The following is a 20292-nucleotide window of genomic DNA, read 5'->3' as shown; positions in this document are numbered from 1 at the left end:
TAAGGGAAAGTGGTCACCAGACGGCTGGATCGTCTTATTTTTTGTCGGATGTGTCCAGTGTCCTGTATCGGAAGCGAGGCTTAGTCTCTGAAGGTCTGATCCGTCCAACAATAAAGAAAAGGTGCCGCATGATTCCCAGAACCTTGTTCAGCTCCGAGCACGAATTGTTCCGCGACAGCGTACGAACATTCCTCGAAAAGGAGGCCGTGCCGTTCCATGGGCAATGGGAAAAACAAGGCTACATCGACCGCAAACTGTGGAACAAGGCGGGGGAGGCGGGGATGCTCTGTTCGCACTTGCCGGAGGAATACGGCGGGCTGGGGGCGGACTTTCTCTACAGTGCGGTGGTGATCGAGGAAGTCGGCCGGTTGGGCCTGACCGGCATCGGTTTCTCGCTGCATTCGGACATCGTTGCGCCGTACATCCTGCATTACGGCAGCGAGGCGCTGAAACGGAAGTACCTGCCGAAACTGGTGTCTGGCGAGATGGTTACCGCGATCGCCATGACCGAGCCGGGCGCCGGTTCCGACCTGCAAGGGGTCAAGACCACGGCGGTACTGGATGGCGATGAGTATGTGATCAACGGTTCGAAAACTTTTATCACCAATGGCTTCCTGGCGGATCTGGTGATCGTCGTCGCCAAGACTGACCCCAAGGCCGGCGCCAAAGGCACCAGCCTGTTTCTGGTGGAGGCGAACACCCCGGGCTTCGACAAGGGCAAGCGCCTGGAGAAGGTCGGAATGAAGGCGCAGGACACGTCGGAATTGTTCTTCCAGGACGTGCGCGTACCGAAGGAAAACCTCTTGGGTCAGGCCGGGGCTGGGTTTGCCTATTTGATGCAGGAACTGCCGCAGGAACGTTTGACCGTGGCGATTGGCGGTCTGGCTTCAGCCGAGGCGGCGCTGCAATGGACGCTGGATTACACCCGTGAGCGCAAGGCGTTCGGCAAGTCGATTGCCGACTTCCAGAATACCCGCTTCAAACTGGCGGAAATGGCCACCGAGATTCAGATCGGCCGAGTGTTCGTCGACCGCTGCCTGGAGCTGCACCTGCAAGGCAAGCTCGACGTGCCGACAGCGGCGATGGCCAAGTATTGGGGGACCGATCTGCAATGCAAGGTGCTCGATGAGTGCGTGCAACTGCATGGTGGCTACGGTTTCATGTGGGAATACCCGGTGGCCCGGGCCTGGGCGGATGCGCGGGTGCAGCGGATCTATGCCGGGACCAATGAAATCATGAAGGAGATCATTGCGCGGTCGCTGTAATGCAGTGTGATCGTTCCCACGCAGACGGTTCGCCGCCTCGACGTGGGAACGATCATCGTCTTGGATCAAGGCGCCGGGTTCGGATGATCCTTGTGAATCGCTTCGATCCCTTCCAGCACTTCCTTCGACAGTTTCAGCTCGTAGCTGGCGATGTTGCTGTCCAGTTGCTCCAGCGTCGTCGCGCCGATGATGTTGCTGGTGACGAACGGTTGCTGATTTACAAACGCCAGGGCCATTTGCGCCGGATCCAGGCCATGTTCACGGGCCAGTGCCACATAGCGGCTGCATGCTGCTTCCGATTGCGGGTTGAAATAGCGGCTGAAGCGGCTGTAGAGGCTCAGGCGACCTTTCGGCGGACGCGCCCCACCTTCGTACTTGCCCGACAGGAAGCCGAACGCCAGCGGCGAATAGGCGAGCAGGCCGCACTGTTCACGGATGGCGATTTCTGCCAGGCCGATCTCAAAACTGCGGTTGAGCAGGTTGTACGGGTTCTGGATCGACACTGCGCGCGGCCAGCCCCGCGCTTCGGCCAGGGCGAGAAAACGCATGGTGCCCCACGGCGTTTCGTTGGAAAGACCGATGTGGCGGATCTTGCCGGCCCTCACTTGCTCATCGAGCGCCTCAAGGGTGTCTTCGAGCGGCGTCAGGTTGGCTTCGGTCTGGTGCTTGTAGCCCAGTTGTCCGAAAAAGTTGGTGCTGCGCTCCGGCCAGTGCAACTGGTAGAGGTCGATGTAGTCGGTCTGCAGGCGCTTGAGGCTGGCATCCACCGCTTCGGTGATGTGCTGGCGATTGTGGCGCAGGTTCCTGTCGCGGATGTAGTCGATGGTGTTGCCGGGGCCGGCGATCTTGCTGGCGAGGATCCAGTCGGCGCGGTCGCCGCGGCTCTTGAAGTAATTGCCGATGTAGCGCTCGGTGGTGGCGTAGGTGTCGGCTTTCGGTGGCACCGGATACATCTCGGCGGTGTCGAGGAAATTGATCCCGGCCTCTTTTGCCCGTTCGATCTGGGCGAAGGCTTCAGCTTCAGTGTTTTGCTCGCCCCAGGTCATGGTGCCGAGGCAGATTGCACTTACGTTCAGGTCGGTACGGCCTAGCTGGCGATAGTCCATCGGGTGCTCCTTGGGCAAAACAATCATAAAAGCAGGTTGAAATTTTTTTCGCAATCTGCATAATTGCCGACCTCTTTCTGCAGTGGAAGTGATGCCCCGCCGCCGAAGAATCTTGCCGTTGAACGGACGCGCCGACCCGAGCCCCCGAAAGCGTCTGTATCCGGCTGCCTTTGACTTGTCAAAGTACGCACTATTCAGTAAGATCCGCCGTCTTATTTACAGGCGGCCCCTGAGGCTATAAAGAATGAAAACTTTTACTGCTAAACCGGAAACAGTAAAGCGCGACTGGTTTGTCGTCGACGCTGCTGGTCAGACCCTGGGTCGTCTGGCCACCGAAATCGCGAGCCGTCTGCGTGGCAAGCACAAGCCTGAGTACACTCCTCACGTTGACACCGGCGACTACATCGTCGTAATCAACGCTGAGCAGATCCGTGTTACCGGCGCTAAAACCACTGACAAAATGTACTACTCCCACTCCGGTTTCCCGGGCGGCATCAAGTCGATCAACTTTGAAAAGCTGATCGCCAAGGCCCCTGAGCGCGTGATCGAGACCGCGGTTAAAGGCATGCTGCCTAAAAACCCACTGGGTCGCGACATGTACCGTAAGCTGAAAGTCTATGCGGGCGCTGCACACCCTCATACTGCTCAGCAGCCCCAAGAACTGAAGATTTAACGGAATAGTTCATTATGTCGGCGACTCAAAATTACGGCACTGGCCGTCGCAAGACCGCAACCGCACGCGTTTTCCTGCGTCCGGGTACTGGTAACATCTCCATCAACAACCGCTCCCTGGACACGTTCTTCGGTCGCGAAACTGCCCGCATGGTAGTTCGTCAGCCGCTGGAACTGACTGAGACTGTCGAGAAGTTCGACATCTACGTCACCGTCATCGGTGGTGGTGTAAGTGGTCAGGCTGGCGCAATCCGCCACGGCATCACTCGCGCTCTGATGGACTACGACGAAACCCTGCGTAGCGCTCTGCGCAAAGCTGGCTTCGTTACTCGCGACGCCCGTGAAGTTGAACGTAAGAAAGTTGGTCTGCGTAAAGCGCGTAAGCGTCCGCAGTACTCGAAGCGTTAATTTCGCTTCCACGTTCAAAAAGAACGCCCGATTCCTCACGGAACCGGGCGTTTTTTTATGCGTGCGATTTCTTGAATAATTGCGCTGTGACAACTTGCCACATTCGTAGACCCCCTATACTACAAGGCTTGAGGGCCAGCCCTCCGGGTAATTACCTTGTCAGAATTGGGGGTTTTCATTACCATTCGGCAAAATTTTTATAAGTACATAGTTTCAATTTAGTAGACGCCTGATTTAACAGGCCACAAAGCTGATGGGAGAGGACTGAATGAGCAATGACGGCGTGAATGCAGGCCGGCGTCGCTTCTTGGTAGCAGCCACATCCGTGGTGGGTGCTGCAGGAGCGGTGGGGGCTGCGGTCCCGTTCGTGGGGTCATGGTTTCCCAGTGCCAAGGCGAAGGCTGCCGGAGCACCGGTGAAAGTGAATGTCAGCAAAATCGAGCCAGGACAGCAGATGATTGCTGAATGGCGCGGCCAGCCGGTGTTCATTGTCCGCCGTACCGAGGAAATCCTGGGGAATCTCAAAAAGATCGAAGGCCAACTCTCCGATCCGACCTCCAAAAACTCCACGCAACCCACTTATGTCGACCCTGAAGTGCGCTCGATCAAGCCGGAAATCCTGCTGCTGATCGGGATCTGCACTCACCTGGGTTGCTCACCGACCTTCCGTCCCGAAGTGGCACCCGCGGATCTGGGCAAAGACTGGGTAGGCGGTTATTTCTGCCCTTGCCACGGTTCCCACTACGATCTGGCTGGCCGCGTCTACAAGTCGCAACCTGCGCCTTTGAACCTGCCAGTACCCCCGCATTCCTATGAGACCGATGACCTGATTGTCATTGGCGTCGATACGGAGAAAGCGTGATGAGCAAGTTCATGGATTGGGTTGATGCACGCTTCCCCGCAACCAAAATGTGGGAAGACCATCTCAGCAAGTATTACGCTCCAAAAAACTTCAACTTCTTCTATTTCTTCGGCTCGCTGGCGCTGCTCGTTCTGGTCAACCAGATCGTCACCGGCGTCTGGCTGACCATGAGCTACACCCCGTCGGCGGAAGAAGCGTTCGCTTCCGTCGAATACATCATGCGCGACGTCGAGTACGGATCGATCCTGCGTCTGCTGCACTCCACCGGCGCTTCGGCGTTCTTCATCGTGGTCTATCTGCACATGTTCCGTGGCCTGCTCTACGGTTCGTACCAGAAACCGCGTGAGCTGGTGTGGGTCTTCGGCATGCTGATCTACCTGGCGCTGATGGCCGAAGCCTTCATGGGTTACCTGCTGCCGTGGGGCCAGATGTCCTACTGGGGCGCCCAGGTGATCATCTCGCTGTTCGGCGCGATCCCGGTCATCGGCAACGACCTGACCCAGTGGATCCGTGGTGACTACCTGATTTCCGGGATCACCCTGAACCGCTTCTTCGCCCTGCACGTGGTTGCGCTGCCGATCGTGATTCTCGGTCTGGTGGTGCTGCACATCCTGGCGCTGCACGAGGTCGGTTCGAACAACCCGGACGGCGTGGACATCAAGAAGCACAAAGACGAAAACGGTATCCCGCTGGACGGCATTGCCTTCCATCCTTATTACACCGTTAAAGATATCGTCGGCGTCGTGGTGTTCCTGTTTATCTTCTGCTTCATTGTGTTCTTCTTCCCGGAAATGGGCGGTTACTTCCTCGAAAAGCCTAACTTCGAGCAAGCCAACCCGTTCAAGACCCCTGAGCACATTGCACCGGTCTGGTACTTCACACCGTTCTACGCAATCTTGCGGGCGGTCCCTGACAAGCTCATGGGGGTTATCGCCATGGGGGCGGCCATTGCGGTGCTGTTCGTCCTGCCGTGGCTCGATCGCAGCCCGGTCAAGTCGATGCGCTACAAAGGCTGGATGAGCAAGATCTGGCTGGTGGTGTTCTGCATTTCGTTCGTGATCCTCGGCATTCTGGGCGTTCTGGCCCCGACGCCAGGCCGTACGCTGCTGTCGCAGGTCTGCACCTTCCTGTACTTCGCCTACTTCATTCTGATGCCGTTCTACACCAGGCTCGAGAAGACCAAACCGGTTCCGGAAAGGGTGACTGGCTGATGAAAAAGTTATTTTTTGCTCTGATTTTTGCTGCTCTGCCATTGCTGTCCTTCGCGGCCGAACACGGTGGTCCGGAACTGGAAAAGGTCGACATCGACGTTTCCGACAAGGCTGCCTTGCAGGATGGTGCGCGTACTTTCGCCAACTATTGCATGGGTTGCCACAGTGCCAAGTTCCAGCGTTACGAGCGTGTCGCCGATGACCTCGGCGTTCCGCACGAACTGATGCTGGAGAAGCTGGTGTTCACCGGTGCCAAGATCGGCGATCACATGAACATCGGCATGCAACCGGCCGACGCCAAGACCTGGTTCGGCGCAGCGCCGCCGGACCTTACGCTGGTGGCTCGTGTTCGCGGCACCGACTGGCTCTACGGTTACCTCAAGTCGTTCTACGAAGATCCTGCACGTCCATGGGGCGTGAACAACAAGGTTTTCCCGAACGTCGGCATGCCTAACGTGCTGGTCGGCCTGCAAGGTCGCCAGGTCGTGGGTTGCAAACAGGTACAGATCGTCGAGGACGGCAAGAAGCAATATGACCCGCTGACCGGTACGCCTCTGACTCATGAGGCGTGCGATCAGTTGACCATCGTGCCGAAAACCGGAACTCTCAACGAAGAGCAGTTCGATGAGAAGGTCAAGAATCTGGTAACCTTCCTGGCTTACTCGGCTAACCCGGTTAAGCTGCAACATCAGCGCATCGGTACTTACGTCTTGCTGTACCTGGCGTTCTTCTTTGTGTTCGCCTACCTGCTCAAGCGTGAATACTGGAAAGACGTGCACTGATACGCTTCAAAGCAATTGCTGTTAATCGCGCGCGCCCAAGGGCGCCTCTGAAAACGCAACGTCTGGTTCGCCAGCGGTTGCGGGAGGCGCCCTCTGGGCGCGCGCGTTTTTCCGGCTCCGACTATTTCAACAAGCGAGGAGGATCGCCATGGGCGTGACCAATCGGTTGGCCTGTTACTCCGACCCCGCCGACCACTATTCCCACCGAGTGCGCATCGTGCTTGCAGAGAAGGGTGTCAGCGCCGAAATCATTTTTGTGGAGGCTGGTCGTCAGCCGCCTAAACTGATTGAAGTGAACCCTTACGGCAGTCTGCCCACGCTGGTCGATCGTGACCTGGCGTTGTGGGAGTCGACCGTGGTGATGGAGTATCTGGATGAGCGTTACCCGCATCCACCGTTGATGCCTGTGTACCCGGTGGCGCGTGCCAACAGCCGTCTGCTGATTCACCGTATTCAGCGCGACTGGTGTGGTCTGGTGGATCTGATTCTGGATTCGCGCACCAAGGAAGCGGCCCGTGCCGTGGCGCGCAAGGAACTGCGCGAAAGCCTGACCGGTGTGTCGCCGCTGTTTGCCGACAAGCCGTTTTTCCTCAGTGAGGAACAAAGTCTGGTGGATTGCTGCCTATTGCCAATACTCTGGCGTTTGCCGATTCTGGGTATAGAACTGCCGCGGCCGGCCAAGCCGCTGCTTGATTATATGGAGCGCCAGTTTGCGCGTGAGGCATTCCAGGCGAGTCTGTCTGGTGTCGAACGCGACATGCGCTAAGGCTTAAGGAGCCGCTATGAACTCCAGTCGACCTTATCTGGTCCGCGCGCTCTACGAGTGGATTGTGGATAACGATTGCACCCCGCACATGCTGGTCAATTCCGAGTACCCGGCGGTGCAGGTGCCACAGGGCTTTGCCAGTGACGGGCAGATTGTCCTGAACATTTCGCCGAGTGCCGTACGGCACCTGCACATGGACAACGACGTTGTGACCTTCGAAGGTCGTTTCGGTGGTGTCCCGCACAGTCTGTACGTGCCGATTGCTGCAATCCTGGGCATCTACGCCCGGGAAAACGGTCAGGGCATGGTGTTCGATCTCGAGTCGCCGATGGATGACGAGGACGAGATCGAGCAGGACGACGACGTTCCGCCACCGGACAGCGAGCCGCCGCGCCCAAGCGGCCGGCCAAGCCTGAAAGTGGTGAAGTAATAAAAAAGGCGATCCGGTTGGATCGCCTTTTTTGTGCCAGTGGGAGCGAGCCTGCTCGCGATAGCGCTTTCGTAAGCGCCACCGAGGGCAAGTCGTTCTCAGTCGATGTACTCGAACAGCTTCACAATCTTCTGCACACCGGAAACGCCCTGCACCAGGTTGGTCGCCTGGGCGGCTTCCTGTTTGGTCAGCAGGCCCAGCAGGTAGACGATGCCGTTCTCGGTCACGACCTTGATCCGCGAGCCGGGAATGCTGGCGTCGGTGAGCATCTGGGTCTTGATCTTGGTGGTCAGCCAAGCATCGTTCTGGCGGGCCAGCAGGGAGGAGGGCTGCAACACTTGCAGTTCGTTATGGACCTTTTTCACGCGCTGAACGTTGGCGGCGGCCTGTTCGGCCTTCTCCTTGAGGTCCGCGCGCGGGGTCTGACCGGCCAGCAGCACAACGCCGTTGAAGCTGGTGACGACGATGTGCGAGTCGTTGTCCAGGGCCGGATCGGCCTTGGCCACGTTAACGCCGACTTTGGTTTCGATCAGCGAGTCATCGATCTTGCTGCCGAAAGTGCGGGTGCCGCGGTCGTCTTCGATCGGCGCTTCGCGGCTGGCATTCACCACTGAGGTGCAGCCGCTGATGCCGAGGCACAGGGTCAAGGCCAGAAGGCCAAGGCGATTAGGGGTCATTCTTCACTCCCGAACAGTTGGCTGTCGATCAGATCGCAAAGGCAATGGATCGTCAGCAAGTGGACTTCCTGAATACGTGCGGTGACGTTGGCCGGTACGCGAATCTCGACGTCTTCGGGCAGCAGCAGTGAAGCCATGCCGCCACCATCGCGTCCGGTCAATGCTACGACAATCATTTCGCGATCATGTGCGGCCTGGATCGCCTGAATAATGTTCGCCGAGTTGCCGCTGGTCGAAATTGCCAGCAAGACGTCGCCCGGCTGGCCGAGTGCGCGGATCTGCTTGGAGAACACTTCGTTGTAGCTGTAGTCGTTGGCGATCGAGGTGATGGTCGAACTGTCGGTGGTCAGCGCGATGGCTGGCAGGCTCGGGCGCTCGCGCTCGAAGCGGTTGAGCAGTTCCGAGGAGAAGTGCTGGGCATCGCCGGCCGAGCCGCCGTTGCCGCACGAGAGCATTTTGCCCTCGTTGAGCAGGGCGTTGACCATCACTTGGCTGGCTTGCTCGATGTGCGGTGCAAGTACGTCCATCGCCTGTTGCTTGGTGTCGATGCTGGCCTGGAAAAGCTGGCGAATTCGGGATTGCATGTCCATCTGTGTGACCTTAATTAGCGCGGCTGTCCGGCACGTGAATGTGCAGCCCGCAAAGCAAAGAGCAAAAGTGTTGAGTGAAAGTGTCCGGGTCGGAGCAGGCGGTCAACTGTCGAACGCATTCTGCAACCAGTTCAGCTGACCGTGGCGGCTGTCGATGGCCACCACGTCGAAGCGGCAGGGGGAATTGGCCCAACGCGACTCGCGCTGAAGAAAATACTGTGCGGCGAAAATCAGTTTCTGCCGTTTGCGCTCATCGATGCTGTCGAGTGCGCCACCCCATTGAGTGTCCTTTCGGTAACGGACTTCGACGAATACTACTGTATCGCCATCAAGCATGACCAGATCAAGCTCACCGCGTTTGCATAACCAGTTCTGCGCCAGCAGGCGCAGACCCTGGTGTTGCAGATGCTCGAGCGCCTGGCGCTCGGCATCCTTGCCGCTTTGCAGGTGTGACCTGTCGGGCATCAGCGTGGAGTGTCCGGCATGCGCTGAATCTGACCGCTGACGAACTGCGCCCATGGTAACTGACGCACAACGCGCTGGGACTGGGTCATGCCCAGGCTGCCCGACTGACCTTCGATACGGCTGTCCGGCAGTGCCTTGAGCTGATCCAGGCGTGGCGCCAGACGATAGGCATCAACGCCCATCGCGTACAGGCGGCCCAGGCTGCCGGCGGCTTGTGGCCATTGCGCGGTGACCTGCTGGCGCAGCGGATCGCTGGTTTCCAGCAGCCACGGGGTTTCGCAGAAGCGCACGCCGTTCATGTCGTTGTACTGGTTCACGTCGCCGCTGGCGCTGAACACGTGGGAGGTCGCGTAGACCGGCACGTCACCGGCGTACTGGAAGTTCAGGGTAGGCTTGATCTGCTGCGCCTGCTGCGGAGTGGCGGCAAGGAAGATGAATTCGATGTCCTGGCGACGCGAAGGCTGGGCGGCAACGTTGGTGCCGGCGGCATTCTGCAGGCTCTTGGCGCGAGCTTCGCTTTGACGCAGCTGGAACATGTCGGCGATCTGCTGGGCCAGTTGCACTGGCTGATCGACGCGTTCGGTGGCGACGATGCTGCCGCCGTTGGCTTGCCAGTCCTGGCTGAAGGCGCGCAGGACGCGGTCGCCCCATTCGCCTTTCGGCACCATGATGGCGGCGCGGTGCAGGCCGTCGGCACGGGCGCGGCGGGAGACTTCGCGGGCTTCGTCTTCAGCGGCCAGGCCGAACTGGAACAGCTGCGCCGGGCCTTGGTCACCTTCGCTGTAGTTCAGAGCGAGGGTGGTGATCGGCAGTTGCGGGCGAGTGCTCAGCTGTTTGACCAGCGGCTTCTCCAGCGGGCCGACGACCAGTTGCACGCCATCGGCCTGGGCCTTGCGGTAGAACTCGTCGAGGTTGGTCAGTTTCGAGCTGTCATAGAATTCGATGGCCGGTGGTTTCTGGCCGGCTTGCTGAGCCTGATAGTGCGCGGCCATGAAGCCGTCACGCAGGGCCTTGCCGACCGAGGCCAGTTGGCCGTCCTGCGGCAACAGCAGGGCAATCTTGCTCAGAGGCTGGCTGGCCAGCTCCTTGAGTTTGGTCAGGGGCAGCGGCAGGTTGATTGCAGCTGGGTGTTTCGGATGCTGGTTGCGCCAGTTGTCGATGGCGGCTTGCTGTTGCTCCAGGGTGCCGGCGGTTTTCACTGCCAGAGCCAGGCTCATCCAGCCGCCAAGGTCATCGGTGGTGTTCGCTTGCAGTTGATCGGCCGGCAGCGACGCAATCAGGGTCCAGATCGCTTCGTGGTTCTTGCTGGCGGCTTCGCCTTCCAGCATCGGCGCGATGAAGATGCGCTCGCGGGCGGCCGCCAGGGTCTGGCCGTCGGCTTCAAGGGCGCGGGCGTGAACGGTGCCGGCGCGAACTTGCAGCGGTACGGACATTTCGCTCAGGCGTTGCAGGCTTGGGTGGCTCAGGGCGGTCAGCGCGGCTTTCGGCTGATTGCGGGTCATGGCCAGTTCAGCAGACAGGGTGCTGGCGAATGCCTGCTGGCCCGGCTGGAGTTGTTCCATCGGCACTTGCTGCAGGATTTGCGCGGACTGTCCGGCATTACCTTGGCGGTACGCCATGTCTGCCGCACTCAGGCGCAGCAGCGCAGCCTTGTCCGGCGATTTGGCCTGGGCAGCCTGTTCGAGCAGTTGCTCGATGGTGGCATCCGGGGTCCGTGGAAGTTCGCCAAGGCTGGAGGAAGGGGAGCTGGCGCAAGCCGCCAGCAAGGCAGCGAGGCAGAGGGCAGTGAACAGCCGCAGGCAAGCGATCATGTAAGTGTTCCTGATACTCGATCAAATTAGCGTCGAATTGTACCCAAGCACTGGCCGGGGCGCGATGTTACTGGCGTGAAACCGTCAATTTAGCTGATACAAAGAGTGCGCAGCCTCACAATGGTGCGACAAACCGTGTCCGACCCGGACACGTCGTCCGGCGTGCGACGCGCTACAATGGCGGCTTTTACCGATCATGAGGTGTGCGCTTTGACTGCTCCAGGTCCTTTGAATTCCGCTGCGGGCTCGCTTTATGTGGTGGCGACGCCCATCGGCAACCTGGATGACATCAGCGCCCGGGCGTTGAAGATCCTGCGCGAGGTGGCGCTGATCGCCGCCGAAGATACGCGCCACTCCCAGCGCCTGATGCAGCACTTCGGCATTTCCACGCCGCTGGCAGCCTGTCATGAGCACAACGAGCGGGACGAAGGCAGTCGTTTCATCACCCGTCTTTTGGCAGGTGACAACGTCGCGCTGATTTCCGATGCCGGTACGCCGCTGATTTCCGATCCCGGTTATCACTTGGTGCGTCAGGCGCGTGCTGCGGGGATCAATGTGGTGCCGGTGCCAGGTGCGTGCGCATTGATCGCGGCGTTGTCGGCTGCCGGTCTGCCGTCCGACCGCTTTATCTTCGAGGGTTTTCTGCCGGCCAAGGCGGTGGGGCGCAAGGCGCGCCTGGAAGCGATCAAGGAAGAACCGCGCACGCTGATTTTCTACGAGGCGCCGCATCGTATTCTGGAATGCCTGCAGGATATGGAGGCGGTATTCGGCGCTGATCGCCCTGCATTGCTCGCTCGTGAAATCACCAAGACCTTTGAAACGCTCAAGGGATTGCCGTTGAGCGAGTTGCGGGCATTCGTCGAGGCGGACAGTAATCAACAGCGCGGCGAATGCGTCGTGGTGGTGGCGGGCTGGACCGCGCCGGAATCCGAAGACGCCGTCAGCAGTGAGGCGATGCGCATCCTCAATCTGTTGCTGGAAGAGATGCCGCTCAAGCGTGCAGCGGCCCTGGCAGCGCAAATCACCGGTGAGCGCAAAAACGTGTTGTACCAGGTGGCACTGGATCAGCAAAAAGGCGCGTAACCCGTCGCGCAGACCGGTTTGCGGGCTATTAGCGCTTGTTCTTCGGCCGCTCTGCCGTTAACCTGCGCGGCGGAGAGTCGATCGGACAGTCGCTGCCCTCTATGAAAATTAGGGGGGGGAGGAAAGTCCGGGCTCCATAGGGCGAAGTGCCAGGTAATGCCTGGGAGGCGTGAGCCTACGGAAAGTGCCACAGAAAATAACCGCCTAAGCGCTTCGGCGCCGGTAAGGGTGAAAAGGTGCGGTAAGAGCGCACCGCACGTCTGGCAACAGTTCGTGGCTAGGTAAACCCCACTTGGAGCAAGACCAAATAGGGTCCCAAGGCGTGGCCCGCGCTGGGACCGGGTAGGTTGCTAAAGATGTCCAGTGATGGCCATCGTAGACGAATGACTGTTCAAGACAGAACCCGGCTTACAGATCGACTCTCCACCTTTTTCTTTTCCCTGCTTGAATTAAAGGCGACAGGGCTGTTTATTATCAGCAGGCCTGCGCTGGAAACCCGGCAGCGGCAAACGCAGTAATAGCCATTTCCCACCTTGCTTCAATCAACAGCAGAAGCGCTTTTGTAATACCGAAAAAATCTTACTCTTAACAAATTACTTTAACTTTCGAGCGCAGCTTTCAGTGCTGCTTCAAGTTATTGGATAAAAGCATCCGCCAGATTCTCGTTGCTCCTCCTTTTATGCTCCTAAATCTCCGTTCTGTAAGGGTTTTCCTTTAATCCGCGCCTTGACGGTGTGGTGGGCGCATTCCTATAGTGTGCGCAAGTGGCGGAAAGTGGCATGAAGTGGGTTTTTTGAGCTCAAAACGATAAAAATTGGAGAAACGCAGACGTGTTTCGCGGAGCTAACGCTATCAGTCTCGATGCAAAGGGCCGTCTCGCCATGCCGAGCCGGTACCGTGACGAGCTCGATTCGCGCAGCTCCGGCCAGTTGATCGTGACCATTGATGCCGTTGATCCATGTTTGTGTGTCTACCCGCTCGATGAGTGGGAAATTATTGAAACCAAGTTGCGCGCGCTTCCTTCGCTTCGCGAAGAGAACCGTCGTCTGCAACGTTTATTGATTGGTAATGCCGTTGACCTCGAGCTCGACGGCAGTGGTCGTTTCCTGGTGCCGCCGCGCCTGCGCGAATACGCGAAGCTCGACAAGCGCGCGATGCTGGTGGGCCAACTGAACAAGTTCCAACTGTGGGACGAAGACGCCTGGAACGCGGTTTCTGCCGCTGACCTGGCTGCCATACAACAACCGGGCGCCATGCCTGACGAACTGCGTGATCTGATCCTGTGACTATTGATAGCGGCTTTAACCACATCACCGTACTGCTTGACGAAGCCGTCGAGGCTCTCGCCGTACGTCCTGATGGCTGCTATCTGGACGGCACGTTCGGTCGCGGCGGGCACAGCCGGTTGATCCTGAGCAAGCTCGGGCCGGATGGTCGGCTCATCGGATTCGACAAGGATCCTCAAGCGATTGCCACCGGGCAAACGCTAGCGGCCGAAGACGGCCGCTTTGTCGTTGTGCAGCGCAGCTTTGCCGAGCTCGGTTCGGTGGTTGCCGAACAGGGTCTGGCCGGCAAAGTCAGCGGCATTCTGCTGGATCTGGGCGTGTCTTCGCCGCAGCTCGATGATGCCGAGCGCGGCTTCAGCTTCCTCAACGACGGTCCGCTGGACATGCGCATGGATCCGTCCCGTGGCATCAGCGCCGCCGAGTTCGTCAATACCGCGCCGGTGGAAGAAATCGCCCGAGTTTTCAAGGAATACGGCGAAGAACGCTTCTCTGGTCGCATGGCCCGTGCCGTGGCCGAACGTCGTGACATCACGCCGTTCGAGCGCACCGCCGATCTGGCCGAAGTGCTGAAAGTCGCCAACCCGGCGTGGGAAAAGGGCAAGAACCCGGCAACTCGCGCTTTCCAGGGCCTGCGCATTCACGTCAACAACGAACTGGGCGATCTGGAAGCGGGTCTTGAAGCCGCGCTCGAATGCCTGGAAGTGGGCGGTCGTCTGGTCGTGATCAGCTTCCACTCGCTGGAAGACCGTATCGTCAAACTGTTCATGCGCAAGCTGGTGAAAGGCGAAGCCGACAACCTGCCGCGCAACCTGCCGGTTCGCCACGTTGCGTTCGAACCGAAAATCAAAGTCCATGGCAAAGCGCAGACGGCCTCCGACGCCGAACTCAAAGCCAACCCACGTTCCCGAAGCGCCGTCATGCGCGTCGCGGAGAAGCTGCGGTGAGCAAGCTTTTCGCCAAGCCACTGCCCGGCGGCAGCTTTTTCATGCTGCTGTTGTTCATCGGCGTGCTCGTGTCGGCCATCGGCGTGTCTTACAGCGCCCACTGGAACCGGCAGTTGCTCAACACCCTTTACAACGAACTGAGCGTGCGCGACAAGGCGCAGGCCGAATGGGGGCGCCTGATCCTGGAGCAAAGCACCTGGACCGCCCACAGCCGGATCGAAGTACTGGCCACCGAACAACTGAAGATGCATATCCCCGGCGCGGCTGACGTGAAGATGGTGGCGCCATGATGAAACTCGAGGGGGCTCTTTTCCCGTGGCGCTTCCGTCTGATGGTGGCACTGCTCGGCGTCATGGTCGCGGCCATCTGCTGGCGCATCATCGACCTGCAAGTGGTTGACCGAGACTTCCTCAAAGGCCAGGGCGACGCGCGCAGTCTTCGGCACATTCCGATTCCGGCTCACCGTGGTCTGATCACCGACCGTAACGGCGAGCCGCTGGCCGTGAGTACCCCGGTGACCACGCTGTGGGCCAACGCCAAGGAAATGCAGACCGCCAAAGAGAAGTGGCCGGCGCTGGCTGCCGCGCTGGGGCAGGATCCTAAAGCCTTGGCCGAACGCCTCGAAGCCCAGGCCAACAAAGAATTCATTTATCTGGTGCGCGGGTTGACCCCCGAGCAGGGCCAGGCCGTGCTCGACCTGAAAGTGCCGGGCGTCTACGGCATCGAAGAGTTCCGCCGGTTCTACCCGGCCGGTGAAGTCACCGCGCACATGGTCGGGTTCACCGACATCGATGACCACGGTCGTGAAGGTGTCGAACTGGCCTACGACGAATGGCTGGCCGGCGTACCCGGCAAGCGGCAAGTCATCAAGGATCGGCGTGGACGGCTGATCAAGGATGTCCAGGTCACCAAAAACGCCAAGGCCGGCAAGCCCTTGGCGTTGTCGATTGACCTGCGCCTGCAATACCTGGCCAACCGCGAACTGCGCAACGCGATCATTGAGAACGGTGCGAAAGCCGGCAGTCTGGTGATCATGGACGTGAAGACCGGCGAGATTCTCGCCATGGTCAACCAGCCGACCTACAACCCGAACAACCGTCGCAACCTGCAACCGGCAATGATGCGTAACCGCGCGATGATCGACGTGTTCGAACCCGGTTCGACCATGAAGGCGATCTCGATGAGCGCCGCAATCGAAACCGGCCGCTGGAAACCGAGCGACACCGTCGAGGTGTATCCGGGCTCCCTGCAGATCGGCAAATACACGATCAAGGACGTATCGAAGACCGAAGGTCCGGTACTCGACCTGACCGGCATTCTGATCAATTCCAGTAACGTCGGTATGAGTAAGGTCGCGTTCGATATCGGCGGCGAAACCATTTTCCGCCTCGCACAGAAAGTCGGCCTCGGCCAGGACACCGGCCTCGGCTTCCCGGGCGAACGTGTCGGCAACCTGCCGAACTACCGCGAGTGGCGCAAGGCCGAGACCGCGACGCTGTCCTACGGCTACGGTATCTCGGTGACCGCGATCCAGCTGGTGCACGCGTTCTCGGCGCTGGCCAACAACGGTCGTCTGGCACCACTGACCCTGATCAAAACCGACAAGGCGCCGCAGACCACCCAGGTGCTGCCGGAAGCCGTCGCCAAGACCATGCAAGGCATGCTGCAACAAGTGATCGAGGCCCCGCGCGGCGTGTTCCGTGCGCAGGTGCCGGCGTATCACGTGGGCGGCAAGTCCGGTACCGCGCGTAAGACATCGGTCGGCACCAAGGGTTACGCCGAAAATTCTTACCGCTCGCTGTTCGCCGGTTTCGGCCCGATGAGCGATCCACGTTATGCAATCGTCGTGGTGATCGATGAACCGACCAAGGCCGGTTACTTCGGTGGTCTGGTCTCGGCGCCGGTGTTCAGCCGCGTGATGTCGGGCACCCTGCGCCTGATGAACGTCACCCCGGACAACCTGCCGACCACACAACAGGCCAACGCCACCCCGGTCGTTCCGCTGAAAGCCAATGGAGGGCGCGGCTGATGTCTCTGAGTCTGAACAAGATTTTCCCCCACGCCGGCCATGATCTGTTGATTCGTGAACTGGCGCTCGACAGTCGCAACGTACGCGCGGGTGATCTGTTCCTCGCGGTGCCGGGCGGCAAGTTCGACGGGCGTGCGCACATCGCCGACGCCTTGCAGCGCGGTGCTGCTGCCGTGGCCTATGAAGTGGAAGGCGCAACGGTGCTGCCGATCACCGAAGTTCCGCTGATTCCGGTCAAGGGCCTGGCGGCGCAACTGTCTGACATCGCCGGGCGTTTTTACGGTGAGCCGAGCCATCACCTGAATCTTGTGGGCGTGACCGGCACCAACGGCAAGACCAGCGTGACCCAACTGGTGGCGCAGGCGCTGGATCTGCTCGGTCAGCATTGCGGTATCGTCGGCACCCTCGGCTCCGGTTTCCACGGTTCGCTGCAAAGCGGCCTGCACACCACGCCGAATCCGATTGCCATGCAAGCGACCTTGGGCGACCTGAAAAAGGCCGGCGCCAAAGCCGTGGCCATGGAAGTCTCGTCCCACGGTCTGGATCAGGGCCGGGTTACCGCGCTGGCATTCGATGTGGCAGTGATGACCAACCTGTCCCGTGATCACCTCGATTACCACGGCACCATGGAAGCGTACGCCGAGGCCAAGGCCCGGCTGTTCGCCTGGAATGACCTGAAGTGCCGCGTGGTCAATCTCGACGACGATTTCGGCCGGCAACTGGCCGCTGAAAAGCGCGAGTCACGTTTGATCACTTACAGCCTGCTCGACAGCAGCGCCTATCTCTATGTGCGTGAAGCGCAGTTCGACGACGAAGGCGTGCGTGCCACACTGGTCACGCCGCAGGGCGAACACCATTTGCGCAGCACACTGCTGGGCCGTTTCAACCTGAGCAACGTACTGGCCGCCGTCGGTGCATTGCTCGGTCTCGATTACGCCCTCGACGAAATTCTCAAGGTGCTGCCAAAGCTCGAAGGCCCGGCCGGTCGCATGCAGCGTCTCGGCGGCGGCACCCAGCCGCTGGTGGTGGTCGATTACGCCCACACTCCGGATGCGCTGGAAAAAGTTCTGACAGCGTTGCGCCCGCACGTCAAAGGACAGCTGCTGTGCCTGTTCGGCTGCGGCGGTGATCGCGATCGCGGCAAGCGTCCGCTGATGGCTGAAGTGGTCGAGCGTCTGGCCGACCGCGTGCTGGTCACCGATGACAATCCGCGCACCGAAGACCCGGCGGTGATTTTCGATGATATCCGCGCCGGCTTCACGGCTGTGGACAAGGTGACGTTCGTGGCCGGTCGTGGCCAGGCCATCGCGCAACTGATTGCCGGCGCTTCGGCGGATGACGTGATCGTTCTGGCCGGCAAAGGTCACGAGGACTATCAGGAAATCAACGGCGAGCGCCATGCATTCTCTGATCTGGTCGAGGCGGATCACGCCCTGACCGCGTGGGAGGTGGCCCATGCTTAAGGCCCTGAAACTCAGCGAGCTGACCAGCGCGCTCGACGCCCGCCTGATCAGCGCCGACGCCAGTTTTGACGGCGTGAGCATCGACAGCCGCGCGATCAAGGCTGGCCAACTGTTTATCGCCCTGACCGGCCCGCGTTTCGACGGTCATGACTATCTGAATGAAGTCGCCGCCAAAGGCGCCGTTGCTGCATTGGTCGAGCGCGAAGTCGCCGACAGCACGCTGCCGCAATTGCTGGTCAAGGACACTCGCCAGGCGCTCGGCCAGCTGGGTGCCTTGAACCGTGCCGCGTTCACCAAACCGGTCGCTGCGGTTACCGGCTCCAGTGGCAAGACCACGGTCAAGGAAATGCTCGCAAGCATCCTGCGCACACGCGGTCCGGTGCTGGCGACCCGTGGCAACCTGAATAACGATCTGGGTGCGCCGCTGACCCTGCTCGAACTCGCCCCGGAACACAGCGCGGCGGTGATCGAACTGGGCGCCTCGCGTCTGGGTGAAATCGCCTACACCGTAGGGCTGACCAAGCCGCACGTAGCGATCCTCAACAACGCCGGGACCGCCCACGTCGGTGAGTTCGGCGGGCCGGAGAAAATCGTCGAAGCCAAGGGCGAGATCATCGACGGGCTGGCGGCCGATGGCGTCGCCGTGCTGAACCTCGATGACAAGGCGTTTGGTATCTGGAAAACCCGCGCCGGCGCGCGCAAGGTGCTGACGTTTGCCCTGAGCAACACTCAGGCGGATTTTTACGCCAGCGACCTGGCCACCGATGCCCGTGGTTGCCCGGCGTTCAACCTTCACACTCCTGAAGGTGTGGAACGGGTTCAACTGAACCTGCTCGGCACCCACAACGTCGCCAACGCCATGGCCGCCGCCGCTGCCGCTCACGCCTTGGGCGTGTCGCTGTTCGGCGTTGCCACCGGGCTTGGCGCGGTACAACCGGTCAAGGGTCGCACCGTCGCGCAACTGGCGAAAAACGGCATGCGCGTGATCGATGACACTTACAACGCGAACCCCACCTCGATGTGCGCGGCCGTTGATATACTCGCCGGCTTTTCCGGTCGCACCGTTCTGGTGCTCGGGGATATCGGCGAGTTGGGCGACTGGGCGGAGCAGGGGCACCGCGACGTGGGCGAATACGCCCGGGGCAAGGTTTCCGCGCTTTACGCTGTCGGGCCGAACATGGTCCACGCCGTGAACGCATTCGGTAACGAGGCGCAGCACTTCGGCACACAAGCCGAACTGATCCAGGCCCTCGGCGCCGAGCAGGACACAAACACCACCATTTTGATCAAGGGTTCGCGCAGCGCAGCGATGGAAAACATCGTTGCGGCCCTGTGCGGGTCCAGTCTGGAGAAACATTAATGCTGCTGCTGCTAGCGGAGTATCTGCAACAGTTCTACAAAGGCTTCGCGGTCTTCCAGTACCTGACCCTGCGCGGGATCCTCGGTGTGCTGACCGCGCTGGTCTTGTCGCTGTGCTACGGCCCGTGGATGATCCGCACCCTGCAGAACCGTCAGATCGGCCAATCGGTTCGTAACGACGGCCCGCAATCGCACCTGTCCAAATCCGGTACGCCGACCATGGGCGGTGCGCTGATTCTGTCTTCGATCGGAGTCAGCACTCTGCTGTGGGCTGACCTGAGCAACCGCTACGTGTGGGTCGTGCTGCTGGTGACCCTGCTGTTCGGCGCCATCGGCTGGGTCGATGACTACCGCAAGGTGATCGAGAAGAACTCCCGTGGCCTGCCGAGCCGCTGGAAATATTTCTGGCAGTCGGTGTTCGGCCTCGGTGCGGCGATCTTCCTTTATATGACTGCCAGCACTCCGGTGGAAACCACCCTGATCCTGCCGATGCTCAAGGACTACAGCATTCCGCTGGGCGCGGGTTTCATCGTGCTGACGTACTTTGTGATCGTTGGCTCGAGCAACGCGGTCAACCTCACCGACGGCCTCGACGGTCTGGCGATCATGCCGACAGTGATGGTGGGCGGTGGCTTGGGCATCTTCTGCTACCTGTCGGGTAACGTGAAATTTGCTGAGTACCTGCTGATCCCTTACGTACCTGGCGCAGGCGAGCTGATCGTGTTCTGCGGCGCACTGATCGGTGCCGGCCTGGGCTTCCTGTGGTTCAACACCTACCCGGCACAAGTCTTCATGGGCGACGTCGGCGCACTGGCGCTGGGCGCGGCCCTGGGCACCATCGCGGTGATCGTCCGTCAGGAAATCGTCCTGTTCATCATGGGCGGCGTGTTCGTGATGGAAACCCTGTCAGTCGTCATTCAGGTTGCGTCCTTTAAGCTGACCGGTCGCCGTGTGTTCCGCATGGCGCCGATTCACCACCACTTTGAACTCAAGGGCTGGCCCGAGCCGCGCGTGATCGTCCGTTTCTGGATCATCACCGTGATTCTCGTTCTGATCGGCCTTGCCACCCTGAAGCTGAGGTAG

Annotated in this window: 21 protein-coding genes and 1 other RNA gene; 17 read left to right on the top strand and 5 right to left on the bottom strand. The window is 60.0% G+C overall.

Annotated features, from left to right (window positions below):
• Window positions 1-128: 128 nt before the first annotated feature.
• Window positions 129-1265 (top strand): acyl-CoA dehydrogenase family protein, encoded by a 1137-nt coding sequence (locus tag L6D74_RS28660; RefSeq protein WP_064599315.1) that lies wholly within the window; start codon window positions 129-131, stop codon window positions 1263-1265.
• 65 nt (window positions 1266-1330) lie between these two features.
• Here the strand turns inward: L6D74_RS28660 and L6D74_RS28655 are convergent, their stop codons facing one another.
• Window positions 1331-2371, bottom strand: coding sequence for an NADP(H)-dependent aldo-keto reductase (locus tag L6D74_RS28655; protein WP_236191461.1), 1041 nt, complete (start codon window positions 2369-2371; stop codon window positions 1331-1333).
• A gap of 244 nt (window positions 2372-2615) precedes the next feature.
• Here L6D74_RS28655 and rplM point away from each other — a divergent pair, with 244 nt between their 5' ends.
• The 7 genes from rplM (at window position 2616) to L6D74_RS28620 (ending at window position 7502) form a co-directional block, all read left to right on the top strand.
• Entirely contained in the window at window positions 2616-3044 is a 429-nt protein-coding gene (gene rplM, locus L6D74_RS28650; protein ID WP_003228062.1) for a 50S ribosomal protein L13, read from the top strand.
• Window positions 3045-3058: 14 nt separating this feature from the next.
• A complete protein-coding gene (rpsI, locus tag L6D74_RS28645; RefSeq protein WP_007956794.1) occupies window positions 3059-3451 on the top strand; it encodes a 30S ribosomal protein S9 in 393 nt (130 codons plus the stop codon).
• A 268-nt stretch (window positions 3452-3719) separates the two neighbouring features.
• Complete coding sequence (gene petA / locus L6D74_RS28640) at window positions 3720-4313, top strand: ubiquinol-cytochrome c reductase iron-sulfur subunit (RefSeq protein WP_007917031.1); 594 nt, start codon at window positions 3720-3722, stop codon at window positions 4311-4313.
• Window positions 4313-5524, top strand: a complete 1212-nt coding sequence (locus L6D74_RS28635; RefSeq protein ID WP_007956792.1) for a cytochrome b — start codon at window positions 4313-4315, stop codon at window positions 5522-5524. The genes petA and L6D74_RS28635 overlap by 1 nt, the downstream gene beginning before the upstream one ends.
• Window positions 5524-6306 carry a cytochrome c1 gene (locus tag L6D74_RS28630; RefSeq protein ID WP_236191453.1) on the top strand — a complete coding sequence of 261 codons (783 nt, stop codon included), beginning with the start codon at window positions 5524-5526 and terminating at the stop codon, window positions 6304-6306. Before L6D74_RS28635 ends, L6D74_RS28630 begins: the two co-directional genes overlap by 1 nt.
• Before the next feature lie 148 nt (window positions 6307-6454).
• Window positions 6455-7072, top strand: a complete 618-nt coding sequence (locus L6D74_RS28625; protein ID WP_011335872.1) for a glutathione S-transferase N-terminal domain-containing protein — start codon at window positions 6455-6457, stop codon at window positions 7070-7072.
• A gap of 16 nt (window positions 7073-7088) precedes the next feature.
• On the top strand, window positions 7089-7502 hold the full coding sequence (locus L6D74_RS28620) for a ClpXP protease specificity-enhancing factor (protein WP_007956787.1): 414 nt from the start codon (window positions 7089-7091) through the stop codon (window positions 7500-7502).
• 98 nt (window positions 7503-7600) lie between these two features.
• Here the strand turns inward: L6D74_RS28620 and L6D74_RS28615 are convergent, their stop codons facing one another.
• From L6D74_RS28615 to L6D74_RS28600, 4 genes are all read right to left on the bottom strand, one after another.
• The gene (locus tag L6D74_RS28615; RefSeq protein WP_011335871.1) at window positions 7601-8179 is read right to left on the bottom strand and encodes a BON domain-containing protein; all 579 of its coding nucleotides are present in this window, start codon (window positions 8177-8179) and stop codon (window positions 7601-7603) included.
• Window positions 8176-8769 carry a phosphoheptose isomerase gene (locus L6D74_RS28610; protein ID WP_064383966.1) on the bottom strand — a complete coding sequence of 198 codons (594 nt, stop codon included), beginning with the start codon at window positions 8767-8769 and terminating at the stop codon, window positions 8176-8178. The genes L6D74_RS28615 and L6D74_RS28610 overlap by 4 nt, the downstream gene beginning before the upstream one ends.
• Before the next feature lie 102 nt (window positions 8770-8871).
• Window positions 8872-9234, bottom strand: coding sequence for a YraN family protein (locus tag L6D74_RS28605; RefSeq protein WP_236191452.1), 363 nt, complete (start codon window positions 9232-9234; stop codon window positions 8872-8874).
• Window positions 9234-11045 (bottom strand): penicillin-binding protein activator, encoded by a 1812-nt coding sequence (locus tag L6D74_RS28600; protein ID WP_236191451.1) that lies wholly within the window; start codon window positions 11043-11045, stop codon window positions 9234-9236. The genes L6D74_RS28605 and L6D74_RS28600 overlap by 1 nt, the downstream gene beginning before the upstream one ends.
• Window positions 11046-11222: 177 nt before the next feature.
• Here L6D74_RS28600 and rsmI point away from each other — a divergent pair, with 177 nt between their 5' ends.
• The 9 genes from rsmI to mraY all read left to right on the top strand — a co-directional run bounded on the left by rsmI (window position 11223) and on the right by mraY (window position 20292).
• Window positions 11223-12128, top strand: coding sequence for a 16S rRNA (cytidine(1402)-2'-O)-methyltransferase (rsmI, locus tag L6D74_RS28595; protein WP_373874503.1), 906 nt, complete (start codon window positions 11223-11225; stop codon window positions 12126-12128).
• 73 nt (window positions 12129-12201) lie between these two features.
• Window positions 12202-12555: RNase P RNA component class A (gene rnpB, locus L6D74_RS28590), an RNA gene on the top strand.
• Window positions 12556-12958: 403 nt separating this feature from the next.
• Window positions 12959-13414 carry a division/cell wall cluster transcriptional repressor MraZ gene (gene mraZ, locus L6D74_RS28585; protein WP_007917012.1) on the top strand — a complete coding sequence of 152 codons (456 nt, stop codon included), beginning with the start codon at window positions 12959-12961 and terminating at the stop codon, window positions 13412-13414.
• Window positions 13411-14358: a 16S rRNA (cytosine(1402)-N(4))-methyltransferase RsmH gene (rsmH, locus tag L6D74_RS28580; RefSeq protein WP_039766256.1), complete on the top strand. Its 948-nt coding sequence runs from the start codon at window positions 13411-13413 to the stop codon at window positions 14356-14358. The genes mraZ and rsmH overlap by 4 nt, the downstream gene beginning before the upstream one ends.
• Window positions 14355-14648 carry a cell division protein FtsL gene (ftsL, locus tag L6D74_RS28575; RefSeq protein ID WP_007956777.1) on the top strand — a complete coding sequence of 98 codons (294 nt, stop codon included), beginning with the start codon at window positions 14355-14357 and terminating at the stop codon, window positions 14646-14648. Before rsmH ends, ftsL begins: the two co-directional genes overlap by 4 nt.
• Complete coding sequence (locus tag L6D74_RS28570; RefSeq protein WP_170844883.1) at window positions 14648-16387, top strand: peptidoglycan D,D-transpeptidase FtsI family protein; 1740 nt, start codon at window positions 14648-14650, stop codon at window positions 16385-16387. The genes ftsL and L6D74_RS28570 overlap by 1 nt, the downstream gene beginning before the upstream one ends.
• On the top strand, window positions 16387-17850 hold the full coding sequence (locus L6D74_RS28565; protein WP_236191449.1) for a UDP-N-acetylmuramoyl-L-alanyl-D-glutamate--2,6-diaminopimelate ligase: 1464 nt from the start codon (window positions 16387-16389) through the stop codon (window positions 17848-17850). The genes L6D74_RS28570 and L6D74_RS28565 overlap by 1 nt, the downstream gene beginning before the upstream one ends.
• A complete protein-coding gene (locus L6D74_RS28560; RefSeq protein ID WP_236191447.1) occupies window positions 17843-19210 on the top strand; it encodes a UDP-N-acetylmuramoyl-tripeptide--D-alanyl-D-alanine ligase in 1368 nt (455 codons plus the stop codon). The genes L6D74_RS28565 and L6D74_RS28560 overlap by 8 nt, the downstream gene beginning before the upstream one ends.
• Complete coding sequence (mraY, locus tag L6D74_RS28555; RefSeq protein WP_007956769.1) at window positions 19210-20292, top strand: phospho-N-acetylmuramoyl-pentapeptide-transferase; 1083 nt, start codon at window positions 19210-19212, stop codon at window positions 20290-20292. The genes L6D74_RS28560 and mraY overlap by 1 nt, the downstream gene beginning before the upstream one ends.

It is taken from the genome of Pseudomonas pharyngis (assembly GCF_021602345.1).
Lineage (GTDB): Bacteria > Pseudomonadota > Gammaproteobacteria > Pseudomonadales > Pseudomonadaceae > Aquipseudomonas > Aquipseudomonas pharyngis.
This window is presented reverse-complemented; position numbering and strand designations above follow the sequence as displayed.